At 57.0% G+C, this 25,564-nt stretch carries 25 protein-coding genes, 1 tRNA gene and 2 pseudogenes; 15 read left to right on the top strand and 13 right to left on the bottom strand.

The window, feature by feature from the left end; all coding sequences use genetic code 11:
• The 8 genes from J2X72_RS05670 to J2X72_RS05705 are packed head-to-tail and all read left to right on the top strand — an operon-like array spanning position 1 to position 3,431.
• The gene (locus J2X72_RS05670; RefSeq protein WP_310069529.1) at positions 1-516 is read left to right on the top strand and encodes a hypothetical protein; all 516 of its coding nucleotides are present in this window, start codon (positions 1-3) and stop codon (positions 514-516) included.
• Positions 513-689 carry a hypothetical protein gene (locus J2X72_RS05675; RefSeq protein ID WP_310069532.1) on the top strand — a complete coding sequence of 59 codons (177 nt, stop codon included), beginning with the start codon at positions 513-515 and terminating at the stop codon, positions 687-689. The genes J2X72_RS05670 and J2X72_RS05675 overlap by 4 nt, the downstream gene beginning before the upstream one ends.
• Positions 686-841 (top strand): hypothetical protein, encoded by a 156-nt coding sequence (locus tag J2X72_RS05680; RefSeq protein WP_310069535.1) that lies wholly within the window; start codon positions 686-688, stop codon positions 839-841. The genes J2X72_RS05675 and J2X72_RS05680 overlap by 4 nt, the downstream gene beginning before the upstream one ends.
• Positions 841-1,158, top strand: a complete 318-nt coding sequence (locus J2X72_RS05685; RefSeq protein ID WP_310069537.1) for an HNH endonuclease signature motif containing protein — start codon at positions 841-843, stop codon at positions 1,156-1,158. Before J2X72_RS05680 ends, J2X72_RS05685 begins: the two co-directional genes overlap by 1 nt.
• Positions 1,159-1,160: 2 nt before the next feature.
• A complete protein-coding gene (locus J2X72_RS05690) occupies positions 1,161-1,955 on the top strand; it encodes a hypothetical protein (RefSeq protein ID WP_310069540.1) in 795 nt (264 codons plus the stop codon).
• Positions 1,952-2,155, top strand: coding sequence for a hypothetical protein (locus J2X72_RS05695; protein ID WP_310069542.1), 204 nt, complete (start codon positions 1,952-1,954; stop codon positions 2,153-2,155). Before J2X72_RS05690 ends, J2X72_RS05695 begins: the two co-directional genes overlap by 4 nt.
• Entirely contained in the window at positions 2,152-2,355 is a 204-nt protein-coding gene (locus tag J2X72_RS05700; RefSeq protein ID WP_310069545.1) for a hypothetical protein, read from the top strand. The genes J2X72_RS05695 and J2X72_RS05700 overlap by 4 nt, the downstream gene beginning before the upstream one ends.
• A gap of 8 nt (positions 2,356-2,363) precedes the next feature.
• Positions 2,364-3,431, top strand: coding sequence for a site-specific integrase (locus J2X72_RS05705; RefSeq protein WP_310069547.1), 1,068 nt, complete (start codon positions 2,364-2,366; stop codon positions 3,429-3,431).
• A 55-nt stretch (positions 3,432-3,486) separates the two neighbouring features.
• Here J2X72_RS05705 and J2X72_RS05710 read toward each other — a convergent pair.
• Positions 3,487-3,571: transfer RNA gene (locus J2X72_RS05710), tRNA-Leu, on the bottom strand.
• 228 nt (positions 3,572-3,799) lie between these two features.
• On the opposite strand from J2X72_RS05710, the gene lipB reads away from it, so the two are divergent.
• Entirely contained in the window at positions 3,800-4,516 is a 717-nt protein-coding gene (gene lipB / locus J2X72_RS05715; RefSeq protein WP_310070965.1) for a lipoyl(octanoyl) transferase LipB, read from the top strand.
• Between the two features lie 59 nt (positions 4,517-4,575).
• Here the strand turns inward: lipB and J2X72_RS05720 are convergent, their stop codons facing one another.
• Both J2X72_RS05720 and J2X72_RS05725 read right to left on the bottom strand, forming a co-directional pair.
• A complete protein-coding gene (locus J2X72_RS05720; RefSeq protein WP_310069550.1) occupies positions 4,576-6,588 on the bottom strand; it encodes an acetyl/propionyl/methylcrotonyl-CoA carboxylase subunit alpha in 2,013 nt (670 codons plus the stop codon).
• A 63-nt stretch (positions 6,589-6,651) separates the two neighbouring features.
• Positions 6,652-7,578 carry an EamA family transporter gene (locus J2X72_RS05725; protein WP_310069553.1) on the bottom strand — a complete coding sequence of 309 codons (927 nt, stop codon included), beginning with the start codon at positions 7,576-7,578 and terminating at the stop codon, positions 6,652-6,654.
• A 356-nt stretch (positions 7,579-7,934) separates the two neighbouring features.
• On the opposite strand from J2X72_RS05725, the pseudogene J2X72_RS05730 reads away from it, so the two are divergent.
• Positions 7,935-8,213, top strand: a pseudogene (locus tag J2X72_RS05730) (GIY-YIG nuclease family protein); the annotation flags it as partial.
• Between the two features lie 196 nt (positions 8,214-8,409).
• On the opposite strand, the pseudogene J2X72_RS05735 reads toward J2X72_RS05730, so the two are convergent.
• Positions 8,410-8,493, bottom strand: a pseudogene (locus J2X72_RS05735) (GIY-YIG nuclease family protein); the annotation flags it as partial.
• A 505-nt stretch (positions 8,494-8,998) separates the two neighbouring features.
• On the opposite strand from J2X72_RS05735, the gene parE reads away from it, so the two are divergent.
• Positions 8,999-11,065, top strand: coding sequence for a DNA topoisomerase IV subunit B (parE, locus tag J2X72_RS05740; protein WP_310069555.1), 2,067 nt, complete (start codon positions 8,999-9,001; stop codon positions 11,063-11,065).
• A 957-nt stretch (positions 11,066-12,022) separates the two neighbouring features.
• Here parE and lpdA read toward each other — a convergent pair.
• From lpdA to J2X72_RS05765, 5 genes are all read right to left on the bottom strand, one after another.
• Positions 12,023-13,420, bottom strand: coding sequence for a dihydrolipoyl dehydrogenase (gene lpdA, locus J2X72_RS05745; RefSeq protein WP_310069558.1), 1,398 nt, complete (start codon positions 13,418-13,420; stop codon positions 12,023-12,025).
• Between the two features lie 18 nt (positions 13,421-13,438).
• Positions 13,439-14,737, bottom strand: coding sequence for a dihydrolipoamide acetyltransferase family protein (locus J2X72_RS05750; protein ID WP_310069561.1), 1,299 nt, complete (start codon positions 14,735-14,737; stop codon positions 13,439-13,441).
• A gap of 4 nt (positions 14,738-14,741) precedes the next feature.
• Positions 14,742-15,755: an alpha-ketoacid dehydrogenase subunit beta gene (locus J2X72_RS05755; protein ID WP_210004587.1), complete on the bottom strand. Its 1,014-nt coding sequence runs from the start codon at positions 15,753-15,755 to the stop codon at positions 14,742-14,744.
• Between the two features lie 3 nt (positions 15,756-15,758).
• Positions 15,759-17,000: a 3-methyl-2-oxobutanoate dehydrogenase (2-methylpropanoyl-transferring) subunit alpha gene (locus J2X72_RS05760; protein ID WP_310069566.1), complete on the bottom strand. Its 1,242-nt coding sequence runs from the start codon at positions 16,998-17,000 to the stop codon at positions 15,759-15,761.
• A gap of 279 nt (positions 17,001-17,279) precedes the next feature.
• Positions 17,280-18,422 carry a DUF2336 domain-containing protein gene (locus J2X72_RS05765; RefSeq protein WP_310069569.1) on the bottom strand — a complete coding sequence of 381 codons (1,143 nt, stop codon included), beginning with the start codon at positions 18,420-18,422 and terminating at the stop codon, positions 17,280-17,282.
• A gap of 161 nt (positions 18,423-18,583) precedes the next feature.
• Between J2X72_RS05765 and J2X72_RS05770 the strand changes: the two genes are divergently transcribed.
• On the top strand, positions 18,584-19,039 hold the full coding sequence (locus J2X72_RS05770; RefSeq protein ID WP_310069571.1) for a MaoC family dehydratase: 456 nt from the start codon (positions 18,584-18,586) through the stop codon (positions 19,037-19,039).
• On the top strand, positions 19,039-19,905 hold the full coding sequence (locus J2X72_RS05775; protein ID WP_310069574.1) for a CoA ester lyase: 867 nt from the start codon (positions 19,039-19,041) through the stop codon (positions 19,903-19,905). The genes J2X72_RS05770 and J2X72_RS05775 overlap by 1 nt, the downstream gene beginning before the upstream one ends.
• On the opposite strand, the gene J2X72_RS05780 is transcribed toward J2X72_RS05775, so the two are convergent.
• On the bottom strand, positions 19,894-20,508 hold the full coding sequence (locus tag J2X72_RS05780; protein ID WP_310069576.1) for a flavin reductase family protein: 615 nt from the start codon (positions 20,506-20,508) through the stop codon (positions 19,894-19,896). The genes J2X72_RS05775 and J2X72_RS05780 overlap by 12 nt on opposite strands.
• Before the next feature lie 39 nt (positions 20,509-20,547).
• Complete coding sequence (locus J2X72_RS05785) at positions 20,548-21,141, bottom strand: nitroreductase (RefSeq protein WP_112531332.1); 594 nt, start codon at positions 21,139-21,141, stop codon at positions 20,548-20,550.
• A 190-nt stretch (positions 21,142-21,331) separates the two neighbouring features.
• On the opposite strand from J2X72_RS05785, the gene J2X72_RS05790 reads away from it, so the two are divergent.
• A complete protein-coding gene (locus J2X72_RS05790; protein ID WP_310070968.1) occupies positions 21,332-22,294 on the top strand; it encodes a hypothetical protein in 963 nt (320 codons plus the stop codon).
• A 3-nt stretch (positions 22,295-22,297) separates the two neighbouring features.
• Here J2X72_RS05790 and J2X72_RS05795 read toward each other — a convergent pair whose 3' ends face one another.
• Positions 22,298-23,119: a lysophospholipid acyltransferase family protein gene (locus tag J2X72_RS05795; RefSeq protein WP_310069580.1), complete on the bottom strand. Its 822-nt coding sequence runs from the start codon at positions 23,117-23,119 to the stop codon at positions 22,298-22,300.
• A 96-nt stretch (positions 23,120-23,215) separates the two neighbouring features.
• Positions 23,216-25,204, bottom strand: coding sequence for a threonine--tRNA ligase (gene thrS, locus J2X72_RS05800; RefSeq protein ID WP_310069582.1), 1,989 nt, complete (start codon positions 25,202-25,204; stop codon positions 23,216-23,218).
• Here thrS and J2X72_RS05805 point away from each other — a divergent pair.
• Entirely contained in the window at positions 25,198-25,506 is a 309-nt protein-coding gene (locus J2X72_RS05805; RefSeq protein ID WP_310069584.1) for a hypothetical protein, read from the top strand. The two genes, thrS and J2X72_RS05805, sit on opposite strands and share 7 nt — an antisense overlap.
• The last annotated feature ends 58 nt before the right edge of the window (positions 25,507-25,564 follow it).

A 25,564-nucleotide genomic window follows, 5' to 3' on the forward strand; every position in this document is an offset into this window, starting at 1 on the left:
ATGCAAACACCCCCTATTTCATTCCAATATGAAGGCGACGGCATCTTCCGTCCGTCGAGCCAGTTTCACATGCGCGCCGCCGACAAACACTTTGTTGTCGGCGAGCACTATAAGCTTATCGAGCACCACGACCGATCCGATAATAATCATCGGCATTATTTCGCTTCGATCAAGAACGGCTTCGATAACCTGCATGATTCCATGCTTGGCGAGTACCCGACTGCCGAGCATCTGCGCAAGAAAGCGCTGATCCGCACCGGATATCGGGACGAGCGCTCAATCGTCTGTGCTTCGAAAGCGGAAGCCGAGCGGGTAGCTGCCTTCATTCGTCCGATCGATGATTATTGCGTTGTTGTGCCGCTTAACTGCGTCGTCCACGTCATGACAGCGAAAAGCCAGTCCATGAAGGCTATGGGCGCCGCTGAGTTCCAGAAGTCCAAGGAAGCCGCTCTCAACTTCATCGATGACCTTCTTGGCGTCGAACACGGCGCTACGGCGCGAAGCGAGGCGGCATGACTTCCGCCCTGTATGCCCCGAGCCATATCCGCCGGTCCAAAGCTAGACTTGCCGAGTTCCTTGAAAAGCGTGACGCCACAAATGAGTGGCTTCGCTTCGATGCCATGCGCGAACCGGCACTGGCTGCGCACCTTGAGCGCGTTCTCTCCGCTGAAAAGTGGGAGGCAAATTGATGCGCTACCAGTACCAGCGCTACCTCATTGAGAGCGGTTATTACGACATCACCCCCGAGCAAGAGGACGAGATTTACGAGGCCGAAGAGATGGCTCGGATCGAGGCTCACGCACGAGATTGGGACGAAGATGACCTGAGGGAGGTCGCGTGATGCCGCGCAAATCCTTCAACCAGAAAGACCGGGCCCGCATTTTCCTTCTACGCGGTGGCACCTGTTATCTCTGCAAGGGCAAGGTAGACGGCGTTCGGGAAGCTTGGGAAATCGAACATGAAATTCCTTGGGCGATCTCCCGCGATGACAGCGATGCAAACCTGCAGGTCGCTCATTTCAAATGTCACAAGGGAAAGACGGCCGTCGACATCGGCGATATTGCCAAGGTCAAGCGCATAGCCGCCAAGCACACCGGCACTTACCCCAAATCAAAGGCGAAGATCCGTTCACGCGGTTTCGCACCAACGCGGGGTTGACGATGCAGCAACTCGCCTTCGACTTCGATATTCCAGCAGCCGTTAAGGCGAAGCCGCAGCCAAAACGCAAGATGAGCGATTGGGATGCAGCGCAGCAGAACAATCGGATTGAGCGCAAAGAATATCGCAAATCTCTGCCAGACACCGACAGTGAATTGCTGAATATCGCGTGGAAGGTATTGAACGAATATCACGCCACTGTCGTCGCGACCGACGTCGACGGCATGCTGCTGGCATCAAACAAATTATGCGCGATCAAAGAACACGCATTCGGTATGGACCCGGATCATTCTCTGTGCGGGCCGGCAGGTCCGCCACAAGGCAATGGTAAGCACTATTGCCTCCATGACGCCGGGTTATGGATGCTCGATGCTCATGCTGCCACAGATGGCGATATCCCGCTGTTTGGTCAGAAAGGCCGTTTCGTGATCGAGATAGCAGGATGCCGTGTCGATTTCCGATATTCCGGCTTGTTCGGCATATGCGGCGGCGATGCCCACGTGATCGATCTTGGCCAGCCGTACTTCTCAGAAACGGGTTACCGCTCGTTTCAGGTCTGCCCGATGGACTATGCCATCTTCACCGGCGACGCTGATCAGAAGGCGTATTTCGAGCGGGTCTGCACCGGTCAACTGACCGAAGGCGGTAAGAAGAAAATCAAGCTGCACAACGGTCCGTTTGGTCTGGGAGATCGCGAAAACAACCGGTCGAACGATTTCATCCTATCCCGCCGGCAAACTGATCCTGCTTGGCAAGAAGGCGGGCACCTATTCCATCTTACGAGGACGGCGGAATGACTACCCAGACCGACCAATGGTACGAGATACAATACTTCCAGCCAGCCATGCCCATCAGGAACTGGGTGTTTGAAACGACAATCAGCAATCGCGATGAAGCGTTTGAATATGCGGCTGAGAAATTCGGCACATATCGTCGGCGTGTCGTCCCGGTTACGAGAGAGGTGCTGCCGGCCTCACCGATAGGGGGCGAGGAATGACATCCGCCGCACACGCAGCTACAGAGGCTAAGCGCATCCGTGCCAGCGAGCGAGCGTTCCGCATCGCTTTGAAGGTTATTCGGGATGCGGGTCTGCCTGTGGGTAAGGTGTGCATAACCGGTGGACAAATCGAAATCCATTGCGCCGACGTTGATGCGAACGAGACGGGGCAAAAGGATGAAGGTCTCAAGCAATGGTGAGGCCTATCATGAAAGTGGATTATCCGGGACTCCTCAAGGAGCCCATGCCGTCAGGGAATTTTCGGTATCGCGTCCGGCCCCGTGGTGACAAGAAGTGCCGTATCCGCATTTACTGCGGTCCTGACGATGACGATTTCCAGCGACAGTACCTTGCCGCAAGGCGTGGCGAACAACCCAAAGCACTCAAAAAGGCGTCCGAGTATGCGAAGGCCAGATCCATCGGATGGCTGGTCAACAGCTATTTCGAATATCTTGATGAGCGCGTCAAAGCCGGAACGACCAGCGCTAAGACGCTGAAGAAGAAGCGGAACCTACTGAACCGCCTTATAACTGATCCTGACAAGGTGATGTTGATTCCGAACGAAAAGCTAATTGAGATGCAAGACGGTATGGGGGCTACGCCGGCCCAGGCAGATGCCTTCATCGAAGCAGTCGGGGTGATGTACGATTGGGCTGTCGAGCGGAAATACGTCAAGGAAAATACGGCTCGCGGCATAAAGTCGATCTACCGCAAGGGCGACGGTGCCACGCCATGGAAGGCGGCAGACGTCAAAGCCTTCTATGCAAAGCATAAAGCCGGTTCCAAAGCGCACGTTACCATGTCCGTCTTGTTGTGGACCGGATGCCGCATCGAGGATACGACCATGCTCGGGCGCAAGTTCGAATGCGTCATAGACGGTATAGAGGCGCTCCGCTGGACGCCGCTGAAGAGAGGTTCTTCGGAAGTCTGTTTGCCGTTGCTTGAGCCGCTGAAGACGGCGACACGCGCGCCGACGGTTCAGGGCGCGACCTATGTGCTTGGTCGAGGAGGTAAGCCATTCTCAAGTGGAGATAGCGCTTCGGCCATGTTCAAGCGATGGTGCAAGGATGCCGGTCTTGGGCATCTGTCTGCGCATGGGGTGCGCAAAGGACTAGCCGAGCTATTGGCTGAACTTGGTTGCAGCCAATACGAGATCATGGCGATTCTCGGTCATTCTGAAGCCAAGACCAGCGAGGTATATACGCGTCGCGTCGAGCGTTGGCGGCTTGCAAAAACGGCTATCGACCGAGTCGAGGTGTCCCGCGCATGGTTCTGACGTGGGACACTTTACAAAGAAAAAGCCAGCAAATGCTGGCCTTTTTTGTGTTCCTTGGTGCGGTCGAGAAGACTCGAACTTCCACGTCTTGCGACACAGCGACCTCAACGCTGCGCGTCTACCAATTCCGCCACGACCGCACTGTGGTAGAAGCCGAACATGTCGGCTTGGCGCTAGTAGCAAATAGGTTTCAGCGAAACAAGCCCTATCGTCGACTATCGCAATTGTTTTTCATTGATGCGGGCGAAACATGGCCAGGCTGCGTTCGACTGGAAATCCGCTGCGAAAAGGTCCATATCCCGCGCACCCATTCTGAACATCGCCAAACCTTCGGCGCAGGCACCACAACCGGATATGAAATTCGCATCATGAAGACCAACCGCGACGAACTCGCCCCCCAATTTCTCGCCCGGGACGAATCGCTCCCCGTCGAATGGCTGATCGCCGACGGCCTCACCGATTATGATGCGGCGCTCGCCTTTATGGAGAGCCGCGTCGCGGCGATCAGGGACGGCACGGCGCGCGAGCTCGTCTGGCTCGTCGAGCACCCCCCGCTCTATACGGCCGGCACAAGCGCCAAGGCGGGTGATCTCCTCGTCTCCGACAGGTTTCCCGTCTATGCCACAGGCCGCGGCGGCGAATACACCTATCATGGTCCGGGCCAGCGCGTCGCCTATGTCATGCTGGATCTGAAGCGCCGCCGCGAGGATATCCGCGCCTTCGTCACCGCGCTCGAACAATGGATCATCGCCACCCTCGCCGCATTCAACGTCAAGGGCGAACGGCGCGAGGATCGCGTCGGCGTCTGGGTTATGCGGCCGGAGCGGCCTGCCCTGCCCGATGGCTCACCAGCCGAGGACAAGATCGCCGCCATCGGCATTCGCCTGCGCAAATGGGTCAGCTTCCACGGCATCTCGATCAATGTCGAACCGGAGCTTGCGCACTTCGACGGCATCGTGCCATGCGGCGTACGCGGCCATGGCGTCACCAGCCTTGTCGATCTCGGACTGCCGGTGGATATGCACGACCTCGACCGGGCCTTGTACGATGCCTTCGAGGATGTGTTCGGGGCGGTGGAACGCTAGGCGGGACACGAGATGCCGATTATCTCCTCCCCTTGTGGAAGAGAAAACCGCTCCACCACCTAGACAAATTCCATAATCACCGCATCAACAGCCAGGCTATCGCCCTGCTTGGCGTTGATCGCCGACACCGTCAGATCGCGGTCGGCACGCAAAACATTCTCCATCTTCATCGCTTCGACGATGGCCAGTGTCTCGCCCGCCTTGACCTCCTGTCCCTTGGTCACATTGATCGATACGATCAGCCCCGGCATGGGGCAGAGCAGCAGTTTCGACGTATCTGGCGGTATCTTCACCGGCATCAGCTTTTCCAGCGCCGCCACGTGCTTCTGCATGGCGTGCGCGACAATGGACATGCCTCTCCAGTCGATGCGCATGCCGTTGAGCACCGGGCGCAGTTGCGCCTTTACCGCGCGCTTGTCGATATAACCGCTCCATACGGCATCGCCGGGCTGCCAGTCGCTGCGAATGGTCACGATATCGCCGCCACGAATTGAAATCTCGATCTTCACCGGCGGTTTGGCCGCACAGTTTGCAATCATGATCGGCACATAATCGTCCTTGATCCGCACCTCCCATTCGGTGCGTATCTTGCCCGTATGCGGCCGCAAACGATCCGACAATCGATCCAGCCGCTCCTTGCGCACCAGTTCGACAGCCAGCGCGATCGCCGCCAATATATCCAGATCGTCCGGTGACGGCGAAATCGGCTTGAACCCGTCCGGAAATTCTTCGGCGATGAACCCTGTCGAAAGCCTTCCCTCGCGCCAGCGCGGGTGCTGCATCAGCGCGGCGAGAAACGGGATGTTGTGCGCAATGCCATCGACAACGAACGTATCCAGCGCGTCCGCCATCGCATCGATCGCCTCGAGCCTCGTCGGTGCCCAGGTGCAGAGCTTGGCGACCATCGGGTCGTAGAACATCGAGATTTCCGAGCCCTCGGTCACGCCCGTATCGTTGCGGATGATCGCCTTGCCAACAGGCCCTTCCGCCGGCGGGCGATAGCGCGTCAGCCGCCCGATCGACGGCAGGAAGTTGCGATAGGGGTCTTCCGCGTAGAGCCGGCTTTCGACAGCCCAGCCATTGAGCTTCACATCCGCCTGCTTGATCGCCAGCTTTTCGCCAGCGGCAATGCGGATCATCTGTTCGACCAGATCGATCCCGGTGATCAGTTCGGTCACCGGGTGTTCCACCTGCAACCGCGTGTTCATCTCGAGGAAATAGAAATTGCGGTCCTTGTCGACGATGAACTCGACCGTGCCGGCGCTTTGATAGTCGACCGCCTTGGCCAGGGCCACCGCCTGCTCGCCCATGGCCCAGCGCGTCGCCTCGTCCAGAAAAGGTGACGGCGCTTCCTCCACCACCTTCTGGTTGCGGCGCTGTACCGAACATTCGCGCTCGCCAAGATAGATGCTGTTACCGAACGCGTCAGCCAGCACCTGGATTTCGATGTGACGCGGATCGACGATGAACTTCTCGATGAAAACCCGCTCGTCGCCAAAGGAATTGCGCGCCTCGGAGGTCGCACGCTCGAAACCGTCGCGCACTTCCGATTTGTTCCAGGCAATGCGCATGCCCTTGCCGCCGCCGCCTGCGGAAGCCTTGATCATCACCGGGTAGCCGATCTCGCCCGCAATCCGCTCGGCATGGGCCGGGTCGGTGATGACGTCGAGAAAGCCCGGAACCGTACTCACCCTGGCCGCATTGGCGAATTTTTTCGATTCTATCTTGTCGCCCATGGCGATGATCGCCTTGGGCTTCGGTCCGATGAAGACGATGCCCTGCTTTTCCAGCGCCTCGCAAAAGGAGGCGCGCTCGGAGAGAAACCCGTAGCCGGGGTGAACGGCTTCTGCGCCGGTGTCCTTGCATGCAGCGATGATCTTGTCCGCCACGAGATAGCTTTCGGCAGCAGCAGCCGGCCCGATATGCACGGCCTCGTCGGCCATCTCCACATGCACCGCATCGCGATCAGCATCGGAATACACCGCAACCGTGGCAATCCCCATCTTGCGCGCGGTTTTGATGACGCGGCAGGCAATTTCGCCGCGGTTGGCAATCAGTATTTTTTTGAACAAAGCGAACCTCCCAACAGGTCTTTGTTTCTATTGCCAAACTTCGTTCTACTCAACTGATTCTTGTCAATTGTATGCGGGTTCGTTCGCGTCCCGCCTTTTCCCTTCACGCCAGATCAGATAGGCGCCGGAAGCAACGATGATGGCGATCCCCAGCCACTTGGATGCGGTAGGAAATTCCCTGAAGACAAAGAGCCCGATGAGCACTGCCATGACGATTTCGAGGTATTGAAACGGCGCCAGAAGCGAGGCGGGGGCAAGCCGCGAGGCGGTGGTGATAAGCTGGTGTCCCGTTGTCGCAATGACCCCCATTGCGAAGAGCAAGGACCACGACAGGGCGTTGGCAGGAAGGCCGAATGTCATATCGCCGATTTCAAAGGCCGCGCCGAAAAAGAGCGCGACCAGAGTCGTCAGCGTGCCGCCTACCCCGGCGTATAACTGCATGACAAGCGTTGTGTCGGCAGTACCATACCTTCGGTTCAGGATAAGATAGAAAGCAAAGGATGCTGCCGTGCCGAGCGGCAAAAGCGAAACCCAGCCGAAGAGTTCCCAGCTGGGCTGAATAACGATCAGCGTGCCGATGAACCCTATCGCCACGGCCATCCACCTGCGCCAGCCGACATGTTCCTTCAGCAGGATTGCCGAAAGGGTCGTCAGCATCAACGGTTCAACGAAGAACACAGCTATGGCGTCCGCCAACGGCATGTATTTGATCGCTGCATAAAAACAGAGACCGCCGACACCCATGAGGACGCCGCGAAACAGGTTACCCCAAAGCTTGACGGGCTTTAAGGATTTTACCCCGGTCATGGCAATGATGATCATCGCGGCAAGCACGGCCTGAAATCCAAAGCGGAAGAGGGTTACGGTTGCCGGCGATACGCTGTCCACCGTCGAGAGCCATTTGGCAATGGCATCCATCACGGGCAGGAAAAACAAGGCCGCCGCCATCATCGAAACACCCTGCACCTGTTGTGCGGTTGTATTTTCCATGCTCATGATTCCTCTGGACGCCGCGACGATGCGGCTTGCTGGAATACCGCGCCAGCCGAAAAAAGCAATCGTGACAGTGTCTGGTTCGCCCTTCGACAGGCTCAGGACGCTCACCGGTTGCATCGATTCCACGTGCGTGGTTCGACAAGCTCACCATGAGGGAGGTGGTTTGATTGCAGGAGCTTAATGCTGGGATGGCTCAGATGTTGGTGATTAAGTTTGCAGCACTCAACCTCCCTCATGGTGAGCTTGTCGAACCACGCACATGGAATCGATGCAATTGCATTTTCGAACTTTCGTTGAATTGCCCGAACTGACTATCGTTTCTACAGTCTCACAAGTTGGGCGAGGTCTTTATGGAAGTAACCGTTTATATTCTCCGTTGTGCGGATGGTTCATATTACACAGGGCTCACGAAGCAAGAAGTTGAAGGCCGGTTGTGGGAGCACAACGCGGCGATCTACAATGGTTACACGCGCTCGCGGCTTCCTGTCGAACTTGTTTTTACCGAGACCTATGATCGCATTTTGGATGCGATCGCGCGGGAACGGCAAATCAAAGGATGGTCGCGTGTGAAGAAGCAAGCACTTATTGCCATGAACTATGAAGGACTTCCCGAGCTCTCCCAGAATCGCTCAAAGCGTTCGGGTAGGCTTGGCAAAACCGCCATGTGCGTGGTTCGACAAGCTCACCATGAGGGTGGTGGTTTGATTGCAGAGAAGCTTGAATGCTGTGATGGCTCAGACGTTGGTGACTAACCTTGCAGCACTCAACTTCAAACGTTGCTGATTAACCTTGCAGCACTCAACCTCAAACGTTGCTGATTAAACCACCCTCATGGTGAGCTTCTTGCTTCGTGAGCCCTGTGTAATATGAACCATCCGCACAACGGAGAATATAAACGGTTACTTCCATAAGGACCTCGCCCAACTTGTGAGACTGTAGAAACGATAGTCAGTTCGGGCAATTCAACGAAAGTTCGAAAATTCCATTGCATCGATTCCATGTGCGTGGTTCGACAAGCTCACCATGAGGGAGGTTGAGTGCTGCAAACTTAATCACCAACATCTGAGCCATCCCAGCATTAAGCTCCTGCAATCAAACCACCACCCTCATGGTGAGCTTGTCGAACCACGCACATGCCGGTTTTGCTGATTAACCTTGCAGCACTCAACCTCCCTCATGGTGAGCTTCTTCATCGTGAGCTTGTCAAACGACGAACCACGCACATGCCGTTTTGCCCCGTTTTACTTTCCACGATACCTTGCTCAGTTTCTCCTCACCCTTGAATGTCAGCGTCTGCGCGTATAGTTCTGTGGGTGAACACCGGAACAGACAGCGAACTCCCATCGCGTTTCACCATGAAGCGTGCAAATATCAAGGGTGATTCGAATCTCTATGAAATTGGCCGAACAAGACCATGGATGACAACAACGACCTCTTTTCAGCGATCGTAAAAACCGCCCGCGAACGGCAAGCGGCGAGTGAACCGGCACGCCCTGCGTCCGTTGCCCCCGCCGCGCCCGTCAAATCCGCGCGCACCGCTCCCGAGGCCAGCGGCAACTACAATGCCGCCGATATCGAGGTGCTGGAAGGGCTGGAGCCCGTTCGCCGCCGCCCGGGCATGTATATTGGCGGCACCGACGAGCGCGCGCTGCATCATCTGTTCGCCGAAGTCATCGATAATTCCATGGACGAGGCTGTCGCCGGTCACGCCAATTTCATCGATATCGATCTCGACGAAAACGGCTATCTGTCGGTCACGGATAATGGTCGCGGCATGCCGGTCGATCCGCATCCGAAATTCAAGGACAAATCCGCGCTTGAAGTCATCATGACGATGCTGCACGCGGGCGGCAAGTTCGACTCCAAGGTCTACGAAACCTCCGGCGGCTTGCATGGCGTCGGTGTTTCGGTCGTTAACGCACTCTCGGACCATGTCGAAGTCGAGGTCGCGCGCAACCGCCGCCTTTATCGCCAGCGCTTTTCGCGCGGCAAGGCGCTTGGCCCGCTCGAAGAAGTCGGCGAAGTGCAGAACCGCCGCGGGACGCGTGTGACCTTCCATCCGGATGCCGAGATTTTCGGTCAGGGCGCCAAGTTCGATCCTGCGCGGCTTTACAAGATGGCGCGTTCCAAGGCCTATCTTTTCGGCGGCGTCGAGATCAGGTGGAATTGCGCCCCGTCACTGCTCGATCCGAAGGACCCGACGCCGGACAAGGCCGTCTTCCATTTCCCGGGCGGCCTCAAGGATTATCTCGGCGCCTCGCTCGGCAAGGATTTTCAGATCACGCGCGAGATGTTTGCCGGCAAGACGGAAAAAACCAGCGGCCATGGCGCGATGGAGTGGGCGGTCGCCTGGTATGGCGGTGATGGTTTCGTCAATTCCTACTGCAATACCATTCCGACCGGCGAAGGCGGCACCCATGAAGCAGGGCTGCGTATCGCCCTCACCCGTGGCCTCAAGGCCTATGCGGAACTCACCGGCAACAAGCGCGCATCGATCATCACCACCGATGACGTGATGATCTCCGCAGCCGCCATGCTTTCGGTGTTCATTCGCGAGCCGGAGTTCGTTGGCCAGACCAAGGACAAGCTGGCGACTGTAGAAGCGCAGCGCATCGTTGAAAATGTCATTCGCGATCCATTCGATCATTGGCTTGCCGCCTCGCCGCAGGAAGCATCGAAGCTGCTCGACTGGGTGGTGGACCGGGCTGAAGAGCGCGTCAAACGCCGCCAGGAAAAAGAGGTCAATCGCAAATCCGCCGTCAAGAAGCTGCGGCTTCCGGGCAAACTTGCCGACTGCAGCCAATCCGGCGCGCTGGGAGCGGAACTCTTCATCGTCGAGGGCGACAGCGCTGGCGGTTCGGCCAAGCAAGCGCGCGACCGCGCCACACAGGCGGTGCTACCGCTGCGCGGCAAGATCTTGAATGTCGTCAGCGCCGGCCGCGAAAAGATGACGGCCAACCAGCAGATCGGCGATCTCATCCTGGCGCTCGGTTGCGGCACCCGCTCGAAATACCGGGACGAGGACCTGCGTTATGATCGCATCATCATCATGACCGACGCCGACGTCGACGGCGCGCATATCGCCTCGCTGCTGATCACCTTCTTTTATCAGGAGATGCCGGAGCTGATCCGCAACGGCCACCTCTTCCTTGGTGTCCCCCCGCTCTACCGTCTCGCGCAGGGCGGCAAGGTCGCCTATGCCCGCGACGATGCACACAAGGACGAGCTTCTGAAGACGCTGTTTACCGGCAAGGGCAAGGTTGAGATCGGCCGGTTCAAGGGCCTTGGCGAAATGCGCGCCGACCAGCTCAAGGAAACCACGATGGATCGCAAGAAGCGCACCTTGCTGCGGGTCCAGATCGACGAGGAATGGGCCAACGAAACCAAGCTCGCCGTGGACGATCTGATGGGCACCCGCCCCGATGCGCGCTTCCGCTTCATCCAGGATCGCGCAGCGTTTGTTGAAGAGCTGGATATTTAGCGTTTCGGCGATAGATCTTGCAGAAGATCTAACATCACAGGTTCTGCGCGACAGCTTTGGTATAGAAGTCCTGTTGATAAACGTTTAGCAATCAAATAAATGGGATAGGAACCGATCCCGCGTTACAACAGACCCTCGATCTAACTAAGAGGGTTCCGATGGCGATTTGGTTTTTGACATTTGCGGTACTTGTTGCAGGACTAATCGCGATCATGCGAGTGGTCGTTCAAGTCCAAAAGAGCCTGATCGCCGGCGATTATTCATGGAGAAGCTTTGGTTTACTCTCTCTCGCATGGCTCGCAGTCACAATACCAAGCATTCAATCAAGTTGTTCGAACGTCGGCTGTCAGTGGGGCGTGAAATTCGGTTGGCTTATAAGTTTGTTTTATGACCTTGTGCCCGTAGCAGGATTGGAGCCTACGGCCCGTACGCTGATGCTGGTCATTTGCGGCTACGTTATCTTGACGATCTGTTTCTTGGGCCACGCCCTTGGATGGATACTTTATGGTATTCGAAGACTGTTCCAACGTGCGACTTAGGCAGGTCCCCGGCGTCCGATCAATACAGTGGCGGTATTAGAGTGATATACATCAAAAGTATTAGTCCTTGAAGTTTTCCCCAAACAGGCGTACATCATAAAGACTAGGCGCGGCTCCTCCTCCCTGCTTTTGGCGCGCGCCTGGTTCCCCCCATTTAAGCCGGACGCAAGTCCGGCTATTTTTTAAACCCGAAGCTCTCGAAAAATTAATCGAACGCTCGTTCAATTAATCCTTCGACGAGACGCATTTTTCCTGGCGGTTTTTCGCCATTTCACCCCTATGAACCGCTATTTCAAAACCATTTTGATGCAAGTCCGGGCGATGCCTGCGCGAAACATCCCGATTCTCATGCAAGAATCAGCGAAACCGGCGCAAAATTTTCCACCTCCAGCTTCAATTTGATTGTGCTGGGTTGTGTTCAGATATGCAGCGCGTGTCCCAGCGCCTTGAGGGCGGCTTCCTGAAAACCTTCGCTCTGTGTCGGATGCGCGTGGATCGTCCCGGCGATATCTTCCAGCCGCGCACCCATCTCCAGGGCAAGGGCAAAGGAAGCCGAGAGCTCGGATACGCCCTGCCCGACCGCCTGGATTCCGAGGATAAGATGATTGCCGGCAGCGGCGACGACACGGACAAAACCTTCCTCGCCTTCCTGCGTCATGGCGCGGCCATTGGCGGCGAAAGGAAACAGGCCGATCTTGATTTCGTGCCCGGCCTGCTTTGCCTCTTCGGGAGAAAAGCCAACAGAAACAATCTCCGGATCGGTAAAACACACTGCCGCGATGGCGCGTTTGTCCCAGCTGCGGTTTTCGCCGGCAATGATTTCCGCCACCATTTCGCCCTGCGCCATGGCCCGGTGCGCGAGCATGGGTTCGCCGGTCACGTCGCCAATGGCATAAACGCCGCGCATCGAGGTGCGGCACTTATCATCGATTCTGACGAACTTTCCGTCCATGTCGAGGTCGATTTCCTCAAGTCCCCAGCCGGTCGTCACCGGTTTGCGGCCGACGGTCACCAGCACCTTGTCGGCCGGGATTCTCTCGTCTTTGCCGTCCGCGGTTTCAATCAGCAGCGCATCGCCCTTTGTGCTCATGCCCTTGGCTTTGGCGCCAGTCAGTATGGTCATACCTAACTCATTGATATGCTTGACGATTGGCCGGGTCAGCTCCGCATCATATTGCGGCAGGATCTTGGGCAAAGCTTCGACAACCGTCACTCTGGAGCCGAGTTTGGCAAAGGCTGTCCCGAGTTCGAGACCGATATAGCCCCCTCCGACAACCACCAGCTTCTCGGGGATTTTCTGCAGGGCCAACGCCTCGGTCGAGGAAATGACATCGCCGCCAAATGGTAGCGACGGAATCTCGACAGGAGCCGAACCCGTTGCAATCACTACGTTTTCTGCCCTGATAATCTGCTGGCCCGTCAGCGTTTCGACCTCGACGGTCTTGCCGTCGCGAAACCTGGCCTTGCCGGTGACGATCTTGACGTTGGCCTTCTTGAGCAGCCCGGCGACGCCATTGTTCAGACGGCTGACGATCCCGTCTTTCCAGGCGATGGTTTTCGAAAAGTCGATAGCCGGCTCACTTACGGAAATACCGAGCGGCGTATGATTGGCGGCGAAATGCGCAACCTTTTCAAACTCTTGTGCGGCGTGGATCAATGCTTTGGAAGGGATGCACCCCACCATCAGGCAGGTGCCGCCAACCTTTGCCGCTTCGACGATAACCGTATCGACATTCAGCTGGCCGGCCCGAATGGCGCAGATATAGCCCCCTGGACCCGCGCCGATGACCAGCAATTTGCAGGAAATATCCTTCATCGCTCAACCTTCCCGTCCCTAAGCATCGACGAAAATCAGCGCTGGCGTTTCGAGCAGCGTCTTGATTCGTTGAATGAAAACAGCAGCATCCCAGCCGTCGATAACGCGATGGTCGAAACTCGAGGACAGGTTCATCATCTTGCGTGGGATAAAGTTCGTACCGTCCCACATCGGCCGTGTCATGATCTTGTTGACACCGATGATCGCCACCTCCGGATAGTTGATGACTGGCGTCGTCACCACCCCGCCCATACTGCCGAGCGAAGTGATCGTGATCGTCGATCCGCTGAGCTGCTCGCGGGTTGCCGTGCCGGTTTTGGCCGCATCTGCCAGCAAATTGACCTCCGCGGCACAATCCCAGAGCGTGCGCGCCTCGGCATGCTTGACCACCGGAACCACCAGGCCGTTCGGCGTCTGCGCCGCTATGCCGATATGAACACCGCCATGCTGATGGATAACATTGGCCTCGTCGTCGTAAAGCGCGTTGAGCTGCGGCTGATCGGCGATTGCCCGCACCATCGCCCGCATCAGAAACGGCAGAATGGTCAATTTTGCTTGGTCGGCGCGCTTGTTGGCATTCAATGTTGCACGCAACTCCTCCAACGACGAGACATCGATTTCCTCGACATAAGTGATGTGGGGAATGTGCGATTTGGCAATTGCCATTTTCTCCGCGATTTTGCGGCGCAGGCCTACAACCTTGATTTCCTTGACGGAATTGTCCGGCGCAAGTGCCGTAATACCGGGCTTTTGCTTGTCCCGCGCGAAGAAGGCTTCGAGGTCTTCATGGCTGATGCGCCCCGCCGGGCCCGAGCCGCTGACCTGACGAAGGTCCACGCCTGCCTCCTTGGCGCGCAACCGGACAGCGGGAGACGCAAGCGGCTTTTCGCCTTCATTGCGTGGCGCGTTGGCGCCAAACGGGCTTGGTGAACCCGGCGTTTTTTGCGCTGTTGGAGGTACTATCGACCTTGGTTTTTCGGCTGGAGCTTTCGGCGCTTCGGCCTTTTTCTCCACTTCCGGTGCCGGCGCCTCGGTCTTCACCGATTTGGCTGGCGCTACCACAACGTGGCCTTCGCCCTCAATTTTCAAGCGGACCAGCGGCGATCCAATGGCAAGGACCTGGCCAATCTCGCCGCCGAGCCAGACGATCTCGCCGTCCACCGGTGACGGGATCTCGACTGTCGCCTTGTCGGTCATTACAGCGGCAAGGACCGTGTCCTCGCGTACCAGATCGCCAATCTTCACATTCCATTCAACAAGTTCGGCTTCCGCAACGCCTTCACCTACATCCGGCAGCTTGATGATATACTCACCCATAGCTCTATCCCTCCAGCGTTTCGACAAGCGCGCGTCCAAGACGCACCGGTCCCGGGAAATAATCCCACTCCTGGGCGTGAGGATAAGGCGTATCCCACCCGGTCACCCGCGCGACCGGCGCTTCGAGCTTGTAGAAACAATGTTCCTGGACCAGGGCCGCGAGTTCCGCACCAAAACCCGAGGTCAGCGTTGCTTCGTGCACCACGACGCATCGGCCAGTCTTTGAAACCGATTCGATGATGGTTTCGAGATCGAGCGGCAAAAGCGTGCGAAGATCGATGATTTCCGCGTCTATGCCATGTTCCTCTGCAGCGGCTTCGGCCACGTAAACCATTGTGCCATAAGCAAGAATCGTGAGCTTCGAACCTTCGCGGCGCTTGATCGCCTTACCAAGCGGTACCGTATAATGCCCATCCGGAACCTCGCCGAGATCGTGCTTCGACCAAGGCGTTACCGGCCTGTCATAGTGACCGTCGAACGGCCCGTTATAGAGGCGCTTGGGTTCGAGGAAGATCACCGGGTCGGGATCTTCGATAGCCGAAATCAGCAAGCCCTTGGCGTCATGCGGATTGGAGGGAACGACTACTTTCAGCCCCGAAACGTGCGTAAAGAGCGCCTCAGGGCTCTGACTGTGAGTCTGACCACCAAAAATGCCGCCCCCAACCGGCATTCGCACAACGATCGGGCAGGTAAAGTCGCCATTGGACCGGTACCTCAGGCGCGCGGCCTCCGAAACGATCTGGTCATATGCCGGATAGACATAATCGGCGAACTGGATCTCGATGCAGGGCTTTAGGCCATAAGCGGCCATCCCGATCGCCGCGCCGACAATGCCCGCTTCGCTGATCGGCGCATCGAAGCACCGTGTTTTGCCGTATTTTGCCTGCAGTCCCTGGGTACAGCGGAAAACACCGCCGAAAAAGCCCACATCTTCACCGAACACGACAACATTGTCGTCGCGTTCCATCATGATATCCATCGCGTCGCGAATGGCTTCAATCATAGTTTTGCGCGGCATCTATCAGACTCCTGCCTGCTGGCGCTGGCGACGCAGATGCGGCGGCATTTCCTTGTACACACCCTCGAACATGTCGCGGGCCGATGGCTTGCCTCCCGCATGCAATGTTCCGAAGCTTTCCGCTTCTTTTTGCGCAGCAACGACAGTGTCGAGAATTTCCGCCTCGGTCTGCTTGTGACGATCATCGGACCAGACGCCCCGCCCGATCAGATGGTTCTTTAGCCGGATGACAGGATCACCCAGTGGCCAGGCATCGGATTCTGTCTTGGGCCGGTAGGCCGACGGATCGTCGGACGTGGAATGGGCGCCGGCGCGGTAGGTAACATACTCGATCAGCGTGGGCCCGAGATTGCGCCGGGCACGCTCGATTGCCCATTTCGCCACTGCAAAAACCGCGAGATAGTCGTTACCGTCGACACGCAAAGCGGGAATGCCAAATCCGAGACCACGCGCAGCAAATGTGCCGGAACCGCCCCGTGCAATGCCCTGAAAGGTGGAAATCGCCCACTGGTTGTTGACGATGTTCAGTACGATTGGTGCTTTGTACGTCGATGCGAACACCAGCGATGCATGGAAATCGGATTCGGCCGTAGACCCATCGCCAATCCATCCAGCTGCAATCTTGGTGTCATGCTTGATGGCCGATGCCATCGCCCATCCGACTGCCTGGATATATTGCGTCGCAAGATTTCCCGAGATTGAAAAGAAGCCATGCTCTTTCGATGAATACATGATCGGCAGCTGACGGCCTTTAAGCGGATCGCGCTCGTTGGAGTAGATCTGACACATCATCTCGACCATCGGATAATCATCCGCAATCAAAAGGCCTGCCTGCCGATAGGTCGGAAAATTCATGTCACCGGGCGCAAGCGCCTTGCGGAAAGCGCAGCTGACTGCCTCTTCTCCCAGATGCTGCATATAGAACGAGGTTTTGCCTTGACGCTGGGCGATCTGCATCCGCGCGTCAAAGGCGCGCAGCGTCATCATATGGCGCAGCCCCTCGGTCAGTTGCTCGTCGGTCAACAATCCCGCCCAAGGGCCGACGGCCTCACCGTCGCGGTTTAGAACCCGAATGATCGAGAAGGCCAGATCGCGTATATCCTCGGGATTGGCGTCGACTTCCGGACGCCGTATCGCGCCGGCCTCATCAAGCTCCACATTGGAAAAATCTGGTGCACCACCAGGCCGCACCGCCGGTTCGGGCACGTGCAGGCTGAGCGGACCAAATTCACCATTATCGGACATTATACAGACCTCCCAATCACGCGTATTGCGCCGTACACTATCATGAAAAATCATGCGGTGAGCATTGGCTTTTCCAAGGAATTCCGGACGGTTACCGCGCTTTTCTGATGAGATATTCCGCATAACACCCTGAACTTGTTGAAAGTTCCGGCGAATATTTTACTGGCGGGTAAAATCGAGCCCGGCAAAAAAGCAATTTTTCGCCACTTCACCGGCGGCGCGCGCATTTATGCGATCAAAGCCTGAACGTATTTTGTAATGAAATGTTGGCGAAACCCCTTATGCCGCGGCAATTGCCGTTGCATGCTCGCGCGCATCTTCCCGGATTGCCTCGAGATAGATCCTCTTGAGCAGCGACAGCATGTCGTCATTGGCAGCGGCAGGAACACCGCCATCGGTAGCCGGTGCGACGTGCTCGATCATCCTGCGCGCGATTTCCTGCGCACCTATAGACAGTTTGCCGTTGGCAACGCCGTGCCAACTGTTGAGCGCTACGCGCAGCGGTTGATGTGTGCTCGCGGGAAGTCCGGCAGCGCTGAACAATGCAAACAACGCCGTGGCCCGGCCATCGATCAAAAGGCTCCGCACGCGCGCCAGGCTGTAGCCCGAGAGCATGACAAGAATCGCACCGAAGAAATCGATCTTTCCGCACGCAACAACCCGGATGACGAATGCAGTCGTGAGGTCACCGCGTAGCTGCAAGTGCTCGATCAGTGCGGGATATTCCTCAACGGAAGTCTCCGCCACAAGACTGATCGATGCCTTGACGCAAGCTTCCTGCGTTACGCGCCTGGCCCGCCGCTCGCCCATCAATGCCACAACAATGTCCATCTGGCACAGCGCTTCGGCGATGCAGATTGCCAGGGCATGGCGGCAATCGGCAGGCAAACGCTCATTGTCGACAAGGAGGGCGCGAATTTCAGCCACATGGCCCAGGCGCTCGATCAAGCGGCGAAAGCTGATGTCGGCTATCTGCGCTTGGGTGTTGGTCAGAAGCTCGAGTACGGCAATGGTCTCGCCGATCTCAATGATTGCAGCGCTGACCGCAATCGACACCCTGGGCCTCGCTGCTATGACTTTCTGTGCGTCGCCGCTTCCGCCCGCAACACAATCGATCAGATCGGCATCGCTGAGAAGGAGGGATCGCGCCAGCATATAGGTTGCGATCTCTATTTGATCGCGGGCAAGACCGGCGACGATGTGGATTGGTGCATGCGCGCTTGTGGAAAACACGTCGGCAAGCGCCAACCGCACTTTGGGCGAAGGATCATCCAGGAGCAGCGTCAGCACGGTCTCTGTAGCACAACGCTCCTCGAAATCCAGGTCGGAATGCAGGTATATATGAGCCAACGCAGCCGCTGCATGGCAACGCTGCGCAACCGAAACATTATCGATCATTTTCAGATAGTGCTGTACCGACATTTATCTTGCGCCCCACAGTCTTTGTTACAATAGACTTTAGTAGCAAAAGGTTTACGAACGGTTCACCATGTCGGTTAACCATAACAAGGTGCCAGCACGCGCATGTTGCGATGTTGGCAAAGCCGACCTAGACTCATGCAAAAGGGGAGATGCGAGACATCATGGCAGGGCTATATCTGGAAGACTTTGAAATCGGACATGTGTTCCAGCACGCGCTGCGCAAGACTGTCACTGAGAGCGACAACATGCTGTTTTCGGTCATGACCCTCAATCCGCAGCCGCTGCATATCGATTTCGACTATGCGAGCAAGACAGAATGGGGGAAGCCGCTGGTGAATTCCCTGTTTACGCTCGGCCTGATGATTGGCATTTCGGTCAATGACACAACCGTTGGCACGACGATTGCCAATCTTGGCATGACCGACGTGACGTTCCCCGCCCCGCTGTTTCACGGCGATACCGTCCGGGTCGAAACGCAGGTGATCTCCGCGCGGAAATCCAAATCAAAACCGGATCGTGGCATCGTCGAATTCGAACACCGGGCTTTCAATCAATTCGGTGTCCTTGTCGCGAAATGCACGCGGCAGGCCATGATGAAATCGAAGACCGCAGCCTGATGCGCTCGCTCTTGTTCGTCCCGGGCGATTCGGAAAGGAAGCTGGAAAAGGGCCTGACCAGCGGGGCCGACGTGCTGTTGATCGACCTTGAGGATTCGGTAAGCGTGGAGCGCAAGCAAGCGGCAAGAACAATAGCCGCCGAGTTCCTCGCTGCAAGCCAAGGCAGGCCTTCGCCGCGCCTGTTCGTTCGCATCAATGACCTTGCCAGTGGACTTGCCGATGACGATTTGGCCGCCGTCATGCCATCCCTGCCCCACGGCATACTCCTGCCGAAATCCAACAGCGGCAAGGACGTGACGCGGCTCTCGGCCAAACTCAACGTTCACGAAGCACGGGCAGGCGTCGAGGAAGGAGCGACACAGATAATCGCTATCATCACCGAAACTGCGATCGGGACGCTCTCGGCGGCAAGTTATCCTGGCGCATCAACCCGGCTGGTCGGCTTGAGTTGGGGGGCTGAAGACCTGTCTGCGGCAATCGGCGCTCACACCACCCGCGACGAGTCCGGGCGTTATACGGATCTCTTCCGGCTGGCTCGGGCAGTGACGATCCTCGGTGCATCAGCGGCAGATGTAGCCTCGATCGACACGGTCTATATCAACTACCGCGATGATGAAGGGCTTGCGCGTGAATGCGCCGAGGCTGAACGTGACGGGTTCACCGCCAAGCTTGCCATTCATCCGGCGCAGGTACCAATCATCAATCACGCGTTTACACCGCCGCCGGAATCGGTAGCACAGGCCCAACGGATAATCGACGCGTTTGCCGCTGATCCGGCTGCAGGTGTGATCGGTATCGACGGCGAGATGGTCGACCGTCCGCATCTGCGAAGGGCGGAGCGGCTTATCGCTCGTTCAGCCCGCTGATTCATCCCACTTTGGGCGAAACATCTGGAACGTGTCGGAAACCGAGGCGAAATCCATATAGCCGAGGCGTGAAACCGGCTGGGCTTTCGTCATGTCCACGAGGCCGCCGGTGAGAATTTCCTCGCTGATATGCACGCCGACCACTTCGCCGATGACCATGATTGAAGCGACCGGGTTACCGTGGCGATCTTTCGGATTGCGGATTTCAGTCACGACGCATTCAAGCGTCGAAAATGCCTCGGCCACACGAGGCGCATTGATCATCGTGCACTCGACCGGCGTCAGCCCGGAATACTCGAATTCGCTGACACCGCGCGGTGCATTCACCGACGTTGCATTCATGGCAACGGCAAGGTTCGCGCTGACCAGATTGGCAGCAAACTCGCCCGTCTCCTCGATAAAGGACACGCTGTCCTTGTGGCCTTCGGAACAAAACATGATGAGACAGGGCTTGGTGCTGATCATGTTGAAAAAGGAATATGGCGCGAGGTTGATCTTGCCTTCCTTCGAACGACTCGAGATCCATCCGATCGGTCGCGGGGCAACGATAGCCTTCAATGGATCATGCGGCAGGCCGTGACCATCCTCGTATTTGTAGAACATCTAAAGCCTTTCATGCTTGGATGGACAGGCTTTAGGGGCCTAGCCTTCCCACGGCCCCGAATACTCGGACAGTATGTCCTTGATCTCGGGTCGCGGACGTTCCGGCACCTTCTGGGCGCAAGTACCTATATGGACAAAGCCGGTGACACGCTCATGCGGCGCCAGACCAAGCAGGGCACGGCCCTTTTCATCGGAAGCGTACCAGTTGCTGATCCAGTTGGTGGCATAGCCAAGCGCGTTGGCCGCGAGAGAAAGCTTCATTGCCGCGGCGCCGGACGACAGGAATTGCTCCCATTCGGGAATATGATGCTCGACCGGCGAGAACACCACGCCGATGACCAATGGCGCTCGTGCAAAGCGCTTGAGTTCCTGATCGCGGCGTTGCTCGGTTAACGGACCTTCGCGCTCTTCGGCAAGATCCGCAAGATATTTGCCGATCTGCACGCGCGCTTCTCCCCGGTACAGGATAAAGCGCCATGGGGTGAGCCGGCCATGATCCGGCACCCGCGAGGCGATACGAATCATGGTCTGGATCTCATCGTCCGAAGGCGCCGGAAGACCAATAGCCGAGATAGGCGTCGAACTGCGGGTTGACAGGAATTCTATGATCGAATTGGGAGCAGATGTATCCATGTTTTAAAACGGCGGTCCTGATTTTTACGATGCGCGGACAATGTGGTGGTTTCATCCGCCAAGTAAAGGTAGCACGCTAAGAAAAAGCCTTGAAATTGCCATCGGCTTCGGATCAAACCGTTTCATGGGTGTATTCCAGTTTATTTCAACGGGCGGCAAGTCCCTAAAATGTGCGCTGCTGCTTGTAACCATGGGGTTTGCCAGCATCTCCGGCGCATCTGCGCAGGCGCTTGCTCCCGAACTGCCTGAAGTCCCGCCACTCGATATTCCCAACATCCCCAATCTTAAAGGATATGCCAATCCCAAGGCTCCCGAGAACAACCCCTTTGCCAACGAACCGGAACTCGTGCTGTCAGCCAAGCTTACCGACAATGGCCAAGCGATCCCGCGCGGTCTCGTCTGGCGTGTATTCTCGCCGGAGCCAAGCGGCGACGGAAAGCTGGCATTGCTGGCAACTGCAAAGGGTGGAACAACCTCGTTCAACCTTGCCCCTGGCAGCTATCTGGTCCATGTAGCATTCGGACGTGCGGGTGCGACGAAGCGCATTACCATGACCCGCGCCAAGCGCACGGAAACCATGATCCTCGATGCCGGCGGGGTGAAACTCAATGCGACGCTTTCAGGCGGCGGGCGCATACCGCCGGATCAGCTGCGGTTTTCCATCTATGAAGATCACGCCGACCAGAGCGGCGAACGTGCACTGATCATCCCCGACGTCAAACCGGATAGCGTGGTGCGCCTCAATACCGGCACATACCAGATCGTCTCCAACTACGGCACCGCGAACGCTGTGATCCGCTCGGATATACGGGTCGAGGCTGGCAAGATCACCGAAGCCAATGTCGAACACCGCGCTGCATTGCTGACGATGAAGCTTGTGCGCGAGGCTGGCGGTGAGGCGCTGGCCGATACTGCCTGGTCCGTCCTGACCACATCCGGCGATATTGTGCGGGAAAGCGTCGGAGCCTTTGCTTCGATTGTCTTGGCGGAAGGCGAGTATGTCATCATCGCCAAGAACAAGGATCGCATCTATCAGCGCGACTACAAGGTCGTTGCAGGTCGCAATCAGGATGTCGAAGTGATCGCATCCGAAGCTGCAAGTTCACCAGCAACGACGAACCAACCGGCCGAGGGCGAAGAGCCGCTCGATTGATCGCTATCGAGAAGACCTGGGTTGCAGCGAAAAAACCGCGTTGTAGAGATATTCGAGCAATAGCTTGCGGTCTTCCATCGGCTTCAGTTCGTCCCAACCGATAACCCGGCCGATCCGCACGTTGATTGCCTTACCGGACAATCTGCGAAATTCGCGTATCAGCAGCGAAATGCGCAAGGTCATCGAAACTTTGCTCGCCAGGTGGAAGAAGCGCCCGTTCTGCCCGCCGAAATAGACCGGAATCACCGAGGCCTTGGCTTGCTGCACGAGCTTTGCCGGAAAGATCTTCCACGACAAATCCTCGGCCCGGCCAAAGCCCTTGGGCGCTGTCGCAACACCGCCGGCCGGAAAGACGACAATCGTCACGCCCTGCTTCAAAAGCCGCACGGCCTCGTGACGCGTCGCCATATTCATCGTCATGGCTTCCTTCGTTTCGTCGAAACAGACAGGAAGCGCATAAGGGTGAATTTCCGGCACCTTCATCAGATCATTGTTGATGAGAACGCGGAACGGCCGGCCCAGCTGCTCGGCCAATGCCAGAGACGCAATGCCGTCGCCGATGCCAAAAGGATGGTTGGCGATGATCACCAATGGCGTATCGGGCAGATTTTGCGGTGGCCACTGGTCTTGAACATCGAGACGGATGTTGATCAGATCCATCATGCGACAGAAAACATCGATACCTGCGGGGACGATGTCGCTCCGCCACGTATTATAGAGCCCGGCATAATAATTGCGGCCGGAAAGGCCTTCGATCGAGCGGATAAGCCATTGGGTCAGGCGGGTCTGCGTGTCGTTGGCATAAGAAAGCTCTGGAAACTGCACGTGGACTCCGCAAATATTGAAACGGCTCAGATTTTCTCAGCACTATATGACAGCGTGATGAAGCCACCACGCTGTCATATTTCATGTTCGATTAGATTACTCGGCCGCGGCGCGCAACAGGTCAGGCGGCGTTGCTTCGTTCCTGAGCTGCTCGATCGCATCATCCAGCTTTAGCGAGGTCTGATTCTGCGAACCGAGCCGGCGCATATTGACGGAACGCTCCTCAGCTTCGCGCATGCCGCAAACAAGTATGACCGGCACCTTCTGCAGGGAATGCTCCCGAACCTTATAGTTGATCTTCTCGTTGCGGAAGTCGGTGATAACTTGCAGACCGGCAGCCTTCAGTTCCTTGGCGACCTGCTTGCCATATTCATCGGCTTCGGAGGTGATCGTTGCTACCACAACCTGCACAGGCGCAAACCACAGTGGCATGTGACCTGAATAGTTTTCGATCAGGATGCCGAGAAAGCGTTCCATGGAACCGCAAATAGCGCGATGGATCATAACCGGTTGTTTCTTCTCCGACGTAGAGTCGATGTAGAAAGCGCCGAAACGCTCGGGGAGATTGAAATCCACCTGCGTCGTGCCGCATTGCCAGTCGCGCCCGATTGCATCGCGCAGCACATATTCGAACTTTGGACCGTAGAAGGCACCCTCGCCTGGATTGATCGACGTCTTGATCTTTCCGTCAGACTGTTCCTCGATCGTCTTGAGCACCTTGCCCATTACCTCTTCGGCGCGATCCCACAATTCATCCGAACCGACGCGCTTGTCGGGACGCGTCGATAGTTTCACAGTGATGCCTTCAAATCCGAAATCGGCATAGGTCGTGAGGATCAGATCGTTGATGCGCAGGCATTCCGCCGCCATTTGCTCGTCTGTGCAGAAAATATGCGCATCGTCCTGCGTGAAGCCACGCACGCGCATGAGGCCATGCAAAGCGCCGGAAGGTTCATAACGATGCACATTGCCGAATTCCGCAAGTTTTACCGGCAGATCGCGGTATGATTTCAGCCCATGCTTGAAGATCATGACATGGCCGGGACAGTTCATGGGCTTCAGCGCGAACACACGCTCGTCGTCGGTCTCGTCTCCCGCGACCGTGACCTTGAACATATTGTCACGGTACCAGCCCCAATGACCCGAAGTCTCCCACAGCGATTTGTCGAGTACTTGCGGCGCATTGACTTCGCTGTAACCATGGCTGTCCAGCCGGCGCCGCATATAGCTGACGAGGCTCTGGAACATCTTCCAGCCTTTCGGGTGCCAGAATACGACCCCCGGGCCCTCTTCCTGGAAGTGAAACAGGTCCATTTCGCGCCCAAGACGGCGATGATCGCGTTTTTCCGCCTCCTCCAGCATGTGCAGATAGGAATTGAGATCGGCATCATTATTGAAAGCCGTTCCATAGATACGGCTGAGCATGGAATTGTTGCTGTCGCCGCGCCAGTAGGCCCCCGCAACCTTCATCAATTTGAAGGAATTGCCAATTTGGCCCGTCGAGACCATGTGCGGGCCGCGGCAAAGATCGTACCAATCGCCTTGGCGATAGATCTTCAGATCCTGGCCTTCGGGAATGGCATCGACGAGCTCGACCTTATAGGCTTCGCCTTTTTCGGCGAAAACCTTGCGCGCTTTTTCGCGGGACCAGATTTCCTTTGTGAACGGCTTGTTACGGGCAATGATCTCCCGCATCTTCTTCTCGATCACCGGCAGGTCATCCGGCGTGAATGGTTCGTTCTTGGCGAAATCGTAGTAAAAGCCGTTCTCGATGACCGGGCCGATGGTGACCTGCGTTCCGGGAAACAACTCCTGCACAGCCTCGGCGAGAACATGTGCACAATCATGCCGGATCAACTCCAGCGCGCGCGGGTCTTCCCGCGTCAGGATCTCGATAGCGCCCGAACCCTGCAACGGATCGGACAGATCGCGCACAGTGCCATCCACCGCATAGGCGACAGCTTTTTTGGCGAGTGACTTGGAAATGGATTCAGCAAGTTCCGCACCGGTCATGGCAGCGTCATATTCGCGCTTCGAGCCATCGGGGAATTGCATGGATACAGTTTTGGCAACTGTTTGTGACATCGATTTTCTCCTATCCAGTCCCGCCAACGATTGCGGGTGGTATCCAGCTTGCCGGAAACCGCTCCGGCGGGCGCACTTCTAAATGCTGTTTTGCCCGGCGTAAAGTGCCAAGAGCCTCGGGCGACAATATAGACGCGTTCTGCCGGAGGGAATTCGTGGACAAGGTCAAGGGTTTTGGCAAGGCCGATGCCTTTCCATCGGACGATGCCGAAGCCCGATGGATTGGGCTCGAAGTCACCCGGCCCTTCGGGTTGCCGGCTGACGGCCAACCACTTTGTCAGGTCGCTTCGTCCGATGATTGAACCTCGGCCTCGCAACCTTTCGCGTGGATTGTCTCGCCAACCGGGAAACAGAACTGCG

It is taken from the genome of Phyllobacterium sp. 1468 (genome assembly GCF_031455525.1).
GTDB lineage: Bacteria > Pseudomonadota > Alphaproteobacteria > Rhizobiales > Rhizobiaceae > Phyllobacterium.

Bases quoted from the DNA above. Each gene is read 5' to 3' on its own strand.
- J2X72_RS05765 (WP_310069569.1), bottom strand. From the start codon at position 18,422: ATGTCGGTACAGCACTATCTGAAAATGATCGATAATGTTTCGGTTGCG.
- J2X72_RS05760 (WP_310069566.1), bottom strand. From the start codon at position 17,000: ATGTCCGATAATGGTGAATTTGGTCCGCTCAGCCTGCACGTGCCCGAA.
- J2X72_RS05670 (WP_310069529.1), top strand. From the start codon at position 1: ATGCAAACACCCCCTATTTCATTCCAATATGAAGGCGACGGCATCTTC.
- J2X72_RS05685 (WP_310069537.1), top strand. From the start codon at position 841: ATGCCGCGCAAATCCTTCAACCAGAAAGACCGGGCCCGCATTTTCCTT.
- lipB (WP_310070965.1), top strand. From the start codon at position 3,800: ATGAAGACCAACCGCGACGAACTCGCCCCCCAATTTCTCGCCCGGGAC.
- J2X72_RS05770 (WP_310069571.1), top strand. From the start codon at position 18,584: ATGGCAGGGCTATATCTGGAAGACTTTGAAATCGGACATGTGTTCCAG.
- J2X72_RS05695 (WP_310069542.1), top strand. From the start codon at position 1,952: ATGACTACCCAGACCGACCAATGGTACGAGATACAATACTTCCAGCCA.
- J2X72_RS05785 (WP_112531332.1), bottom strand. From the start codon at position 21,141: ATGGATACATCTGCTCCCAATTCGATCATAGAATTCCTGTCAACCCGC.
- lpdA (WP_310069558.1), bottom strand. From the start codon at position 13,420: ATGAAGGATATTTCCTGCAAATTGCTGGTCATCGGCGCGGGTCCAGGG.
- J2X72_RS05675 (WP_310069532.1), top strand. From the start codon at position 513: ATGACTTCCGCCCTGTATGCCCCGAGCCATATCCGCCGGTCCAAAGCT.
- J2X72_RS05700 (WP_310069545.1), top strand. From the start codon at position 2,152: ATGACATCCGCCGCACACGCAGCTACAGAGGCTAAGCGCATCCGTGCC.
- parE (WP_310069555.1), top strand. From the start codon at position 8,999: ATGGATGACAACAACGACCTCTTTTCAGCGATCGTAAAAACCGCCCGC.
- J2X72_RS05790 (WP_310070968.1), top strand. From the start codon at position 21,332: ATGGGGTTTGCCAGCATCTCCGGCGCATCTGCGCAGGCGCTTGCTCCC.
- thrS (WP_310069582.1), bottom strand. From the start codon at position 25,204: ATGTCACAAACAGTTGCCAAAACTGTATCCATGCAATTCCCCGATGGC.
- J2X72_RS05705 (WP_310069547.1), top strand. From the start codon at position 2,364: ATGAAAGTGGATTATCCGGGACTCCTCAAGGAGCCCATGCCGTCAGGG.
- J2X72_RS05725 (WP_310069553.1), bottom strand. From the start codon at position 7,578: ATGGAAAATACAACCGCACAACAGGTGCAGGGTGTTTCGATGATGGCG.
- J2X72_RS05690 (WP_310069540.1), top strand. From the start codon at position 1,161: ATGCAGCAACTCGCCTTCGACTTCGATATTCCAGCAGCCGTTAAGGCG.
- J2X72_RS05750 (WP_310069561.1), bottom strand. From the start codon at position 14,737: ATGGGTGAGTATATCATCAAGCTGCCGGATGTAGGTGAAGGCGTTGCG.
- J2X72_RS05775 (WP_310069574.1), top strand. From the start codon at position 19,039: ATGCGCTCGCTCTTGTTCGTCCCGGGCGATTCGGAAAGGAAGCTGGAA.
- J2X72_RS05755 (WP_210004587.1), bottom strand. From the start codon at position 15,755: ATGCCGCGCAAAACTATGATTGAAGCCATTCGCGACGCGATGGATATC.
- J2X72_RS05780 (WP_310069576.1), bottom strand. From the start codon at position 20,508: ATGTTCTACAAATACGAGGATGGTCACGGCCTGCCGCATGATCCATTG.